Annotated in this window: 6 protein-coding genes; 3 read left to right on the forward strand and 3 right to left on the reverse strand. The window is 69.4% G+C overall.

Annotated elements, in window-relative coordinates; all coding sequences use genetic code 11:
* Positions 1-170: 170 nt before the first annotated feature.
* Positions 171-1,658, forward strand: coding sequence for a glycosyltransferase family 87 protein (locus EEJ42_RS34640; protein WP_184503420.1), 1,488 nt, complete (start codon positions 171-173; stop codon positions 1,656-1,658).
* A gap of 34 nt (positions 1,659-1,692) precedes the next feature.
* Here the strand turns inward: EEJ42_RS34640 and EEJ42_RS34645 are convergent, their stop codons facing one another.
* The 3 genes from EEJ42_RS34645 to EEJ42_RS34655 all read right to left on the reverse strand — a co-directional run bounded on the left by EEJ42_RS34645 (position 1,693) and on the right by EEJ42_RS34655 (position 4,356).
* The gene (locus tag EEJ42_RS34645) at positions 1,693-2,724 is read right to left on the reverse strand and encodes an alanine racemase (RefSeq protein ID WP_123106129.1); all 1,032 of its coding nucleotides are present in this window, start codon (positions 2,722-2,724) and stop codon (positions 1,693-1,695) included.
* 78 nt (positions 2,725-2,802) lie between these two features.
* Complete coding sequence (locus tag EEJ42_RS34650; protein ID WP_123106131.1) at positions 2,803-3,921, reverse strand: lipid II:glycine glycyltransferase FemX; 1,119 nt, start codon at positions 3,919-3,921, stop codon at positions 2,803-2,805.
* Between the two features lie 117 nt (positions 3,922-4,038).
* Entirely contained in the window at positions 4,039-4,356 is a 318-nt protein-coding gene (locus EEJ42_RS34655; protein WP_123106133.1) for a hypothetical protein, read from the reverse strand.
* A 229-nt stretch (positions 4,357-4,585) separates the two neighbouring features.
* Between EEJ42_RS34655 and rpsF the strand changes: the two genes are divergently transcribed.
* Both rpsF and EEJ42_RS34665 read left to right on the forward strand, forming a co-directional pair.
* Positions 4,586-4,876, forward strand: coding sequence for a 30S ribosomal protein S6 (rpsF, locus tag EEJ42_RS34660; RefSeq protein WP_123106135.1), 291 nt, complete (start codon positions 4,586-4,588; stop codon positions 4,874-4,876).
* An 81-nt stretch (positions 4,877-4,957) separates the two neighbouring features.
* Positions 4,958-5,456 (forward strand): single-stranded DNA-binding protein (locus tag EEJ42_RS34665; RefSeq protein WP_148082132.1); only part of this gene is annotated, 499 nt, incomplete at its 3' end.

Raw genomic sequence — 5,456 nt, forward strand, 5'->3', positions numbered from 1 at the left:
GAGCATCCCGCTCCGGCGCGGCCGCCGCCGTTCGCGGGCCTCTGCGGCGCTCTGCCCGCCTCACGGACGGGTGCGCGGTCCCCAGGCGGCCGGGACGTTCCGAGGCGCTCAGCGGGCCGCTGAGCCGGTCCTCACTCCTCCCGCCCGGCTCGTACGGCAGGATGGGCCCCATGAGCGTGCGCGAGGATCCACAGGCCCAGCCCGTACGGCCGACCACGGAGGATTCGGTCGCCGCGGCCGGCAGCGAGCTGATCGGCGGCCCCGTCGGACGCCGGGCGCTGCTGGGCACGAGCTGGTGGACCCCGGTGCGGATCATCGCCCTCGTCGCCATCGGAATGTTCGCCCTGGGCATGGTGCAGAAGCTGCCCTGCTACAACGGCGGCTGGTTCTACGGCGCCACTGCCCAGTACACCCACGCCTGCTACTCCGACATACCGCACCTCTACAACGGCCGCGGCTTCGCCAATGATCTCGTCCCGTACTTCAACCGGATACCGGACAGCGTCTCCGGCGGGATGGAGTACCTGGAGTACCCGGTCCTCACCGGACTCCTGATGGAGGTCGCCTCCTGGCTCACCCCGCACGGCGGCGACCTCCAGAGCCGCGAACAGGTCTACTGGCTGGCCAACACGGCCCTGCTCATGGCCTGCACCGCGGTCATCGCGGTCTGCGTATCCCGTACGCACCGCCGCCGCCCCTGGGACGCGCTGCTCGTCGCGCTGGCCCCCGCCTTCGCGCTCACCGCCACGATCAACTGGGACCTCCTCGCGGTCGCCCTCACGGCCGCCGCCATGCTCATGTGGTCCCGCAGCCGCCCGCTGGCCGCCGGTGTGCTGCTCGGCCTCGCGACGGCCGCGAAGCTCTACCCGGTGCTGCTGCTCGGACCGCTGCTGGTGCTGTGCCTGCGCGCGGGCCGGTGGCGCGCCTTCTGGGCGGCGACGGGCGGCGCGGCGGCCTCCTGGCTGGTGGTGAACGTGCCCGTGATGATCACTACGCAGGGCGGGGGGCTGCACATCCGCGAGGGGTGGAAGCAGTTCTACACGTTCAGTGAGGAACGCCCGGTCGACTTCGGGTCGCTCTGGCTGATCATCTCGCAGCGCACCGGCAACCCCATGGACGACGTCAACACCTACGCCATGATCCTCATGCTGCTGGCGTGCGCCGGAGTGGCGGCCCTCGCCCTGTGCGCCCCGCGGCGGCCGCGCTTCGCCCAGCTCGCCTTCCTGGTCATCGCGGCCTTCGTGCTCACCAACAAGGTCTACTCACCGCAGTACGTGCTGTGGCTGATTCCGCTCGCCGCGCTGGCGCGGCCGCGCTGGCGGGACTTCCTGGTGTGGCAGGCGTGCGAGGTGATGTATTTCCTCGGGATCTGGATGTACCTCGCGTACACCAACAGCGGTGATCAGCACCGGGGGCTGCCGCCCGAGGGCTACCAGCTCGCGACCGCGCTGCACTTCGCGGGAACGCTCTTCCTGTGCGCGATGGTCGTGCGGGACGCGCTGGTACCGGACCGGGATCCGGTGCGCCGGGACGGCTCGGACGACCCGTCGGGCGGCGTGCTCGACCGGGCGCCGGACGCGTTCGTGCTGGGAGAGGCGCGGCGCACGGCGCAGTACGAGGGCGCGGCGCTCACGGACTGGGGCACCGGCCGCAAGTGAGCTCCCCGCGGGAGCCCACCTGCGGCGACGGGGCTCAGCGGTCGAAGAGGCGGTCGAACTGCGTCGTGGTGTGGCGCAGATGGGCCACCAGCTCATCCCCCACCTGCGGTGCCGTGACATCGCCCGGCACGAACAGGATGGACACCTGCATGTGCGGCGGTTCGGCGAACCACCGCTGCTTGCCCGCCCAGACGAAGGGCGAGAGGTTGCGGTTGACGGTCGCGAGACCGGCGCGGGCGACCCCCTTGGCGCGGGGCATCACCCCGTGCAGCGCCTTGGGCGCCTCCAGGCCGACGCCGTGGGAGGTGCCGCCCGCGACGACCACCAGGAAGCCGTCGGAGGCGGCCTTCTGCTGGCGGTAGCCGAAGCGTTCGCCCTTGGCGACCCGGGTGACGTCGAGCACCGAGCCCCGGTACTCCGTCGACTCGTGGTCACCCAGCCACAGCCGGGTGCCGATGCGCGCACGAAACCGGGTCTGCGGGAACTGCTGCTGTAGCCGCGCCAGTTCGTCCGCCTTGAGGTGGCTGACGAACATGGTGTGCAGCGGCAGCCGCGCCGCGCGCAGCCGGTCCATCCACCCGATGACCTCCTCGACCGCGTCGATGCCGTCGGTCCGGTCGAGCGGGAGGTGGATGGCGAACCCCTCCAGCCGCACGTTCTCTATCGCGGCGTGCAGCTTGGGCAGGTCCTCCTCGGTGACGCCGTGCCGCTTCATGCTGCTCATGACCTCGATCACGACACGCGCGTTCACCAGGCCGTAGACGCCGTCGACGGACGAGACCGACCGGATCACCCGGTCCGGCAGCGGCACCGGCTCCTCCCCGCGGCGGAAGGGGGTGAGGACGAGCAGGTCGCCGCTGAAGTAGTCCTTCATCCGGGCGGCCTCGTACGTGGTGCCCACGGCGAGGACGTCGGCGCCGATGCGGGCGGCTTCCTCGGCCAGCCGTTCATGGCCGAAGCCGTAGCCGTTGCCCTTGCAGACCGGGACTATCCCCGGGAACTGCTGGATGACCATCTGCTGGTGCGCCCGCCAGCGCGCGGTGTCGACGTAGAGGGTGAGCGCCATTGGCCGGTCCCGGAACCTTTCTCGTTGCCGCGGTGTATTCGAGGTATGCAGCTTTTGCGGGGGATCAGGCAAACAGGGTCAGCGGCGGGACATGTAGATGTCGAGCGCCTTGTGGAGCAGCTTGTTGAGGGGGAAGTCCCACTCACCGAGGTATTCGGCAGCCTGCCCACCGGTGCCGACCTTGAACTGGATCAGGCCGAAGAGATGGTCGGTCTCGTCGAGCGAGTCGGAGATGCCGCGGAGGTCGTAGACGGTCGCGCCGAGCGCGTACGAGTCGCGGAGCATCCGCCACTGCATCGCGTTCGAGGGCCGGACCTCGCGCTTGTGGTTGGCGGAGGCACCGTAGGAGTACCAGACGTGGCCGCCGACGACCAGCATCGTGGCGGCCGCCACCGCCTCGCCCTCGTGCATGGCGAAGTACAGCCGCATCCGGTTGGGGTCCTCGGTGTTGAGGGCCGTCCACATGCGCTGGAAGTAGCTGAGCGGGCGGGGCCGGAAGTGGTCGCGCTCCGCGGTGATCTCGTAGAGCCGCTGCCACTCGCCCAGGTGCTCGTAGCCGCCCTGGACGACCTCGACGCCCGCCTTCTCGGCCTTCTTGATGTTGCGGCGCCACAGCTGGTTGAAGCTCTTGTGGACGTCCTCCAGGGAGCGGTTCTCCAGGGGCACCTGGAAGACGTACCGCGGCTGGACGTCTCCGAAGCCCGCGCCGCCGTCCTCGCCCTGCTGCCAGCCCATCCGCCGCAGCCGGTCGGAGACCTCGAAGGCCCGCGGCTCGATATGGGTGGCCTCGACGTCGCGCAGCCGCTTCACATCCGGGTTCTGGATACCGGACTTGATCGCGGCGGCGTCCCAGCGGCGGATGATGACCGGCGGGCCCATCTTCACGGAGAAGGCGCCCTGCTGCTTGAGATGCGCGAGCATCGGGCGCAGCCACTCCTCCAGGTTGGGCGCGTACCAGTTGATGACCGGGCCCTCGGGGAGGTAGGCGAGATAGCGCTTGATCTTGGGCAGTTGGCGGTAGAGAACGAGGCCGACGCCGACCAACTGGCCGGTGGCGTCGAACCAGCCGAGGTTCTCCGAGCGCCACTCCGACTTGACGTCAGCCCATGCCGGGACCTGCATGTGGCTTGCCGACGGCAGGCTCTGGATGTACGCCAGATGCTGCTCTCGGCTGATCGTCCTCAGGGTCAGGCTCATTGCGGGGCGCTCCTCGGCAGGTTTGTCCCCAGGGTCGGGGCTCCGGCTCTCGCGCCGAAGCCTACTGCGACCGGGGCGCGCCCCGTTTGGGCCCGGGGCCAACCCGCCCTCGGGGAGTCAGCCCAGCAGCCCGCCGAAGAGCCCGCCGTGCGCCATCCCGAGGTAGAAGCCGACGCCCGAGGCACCGAGCCCGATGATCAGCAGGAACCGCTCTCCGGTGGTCGCGGAGATCAGCTGGCCCCATGCCCCGCCGAGCATGCCGATCAGTCCGGTCCACGAGCTGACCAGGTGGAGGCCGGGGAAGTAGGCCGTGACGAAGGAGATCAAACCGATCAGCAGCGTCGCCACGGCGATGGCGTTCTCGCGGGGATGAGCCTTGCCATCGGTGTCCAGGAAGGAGAGCAGTCCGTGCTGCGGTCGTGCTGCCTGTGCCATGGGGCACCTCCAGGTAGGCACATAAAGGCAGGGCGGCGAACTGTAACGCCGCTCACACCCGATGTGTACAGATTGCGGGCCAAGACGCCCGGATTTCAAGCGGGAGGCAGGAGCCGGGTACTGTGTACGGTCTGCGGTGGTGTCTGCACAGACGCCGCGGCACAACGCATCACGACCCTCCTGCCACGGAACGACCGTGGCCGCTGAGTCCAAAGGAGGTGGGTTCCACATGCGTCACTACGAGGTGATGGTCATCCTCGACCCCGATCTCGAGGAGCGTGCTGTCTCCCCGCTGATCGAGAACTTCCTTTCCGTTATCCGTGAGGGCAACGGCAAGGTCGAGAAGGTCGACACCTGGGGGCGTCGTCGTCTCTCGTACGAGATCAAGAAGAAGCCCGAGGGCATCTACTCGGTCATCGACCTGCAGGCCGAGCCGGCGGTCGTCAAGGAGCTCGACCGCCAGCTGAACCTGAACGAGTCGGTCCTCCGGACCAAGGTCCTCCGTCCCGAGACCCACTGACCGCGTAAGCGTTCAACGGTCACCGGGCCATATCGCAACGAGTAGCAAGCAGCCCAGCAGTACCCGCCGAGAGGTTCCCCAATGGCAGGCGAGACCGTCATCACGGTCGTCGGCAATCTCGTCGACGACCCCGAGCTGCGCTTCACCCCCTCCGGTGCGGCGGTCGCGAAGTTCCGTGTCGCGTCCACTCCTCGTACGTTCGACCGTCAGACCAACGAGTGGAAGGACGGCGAGAGCCTCTTCCTCACGTGCTCGGTGTGGCGGCAGGCCGCGGAGAACGTGGCCGAGTCGCTTCAGCGCGGTATGCGCGTCATCGTGCAGGGCCGGCTGAAGCAGCGGTCGTATGAGGACCGTGAGGGGATCAAGCGCACGGTCTACGAGCTGGATGTCGACGAGGTCGGTGCCAGCCTGCGCAACGCCACGGCCAAGGTCACCAAGACCACCGGACGCGGTGGCCAGGGTGGCTACGGCGGCGGTGGCGGCCAGGGCGGCGGTGGCGGCGGCTGGGGCGGTGGCCCCGGCGGCGGTCAGCAGCAGGGCGGCGGCGCTCCGGCCGACGACCCGTGGGCGACCGGCGCAC

It is taken from the genome of Streptomyces botrytidirepellens, from assembly GCF_003721215.1.
In the GTDB taxonomy this organism is placed as follows: domain Bacteria; phylum Actinomycetota; class Actinomycetes; order Streptomycetales; family Streptomycetaceae; genus Streptomyces; species Streptomyces himastatinicus.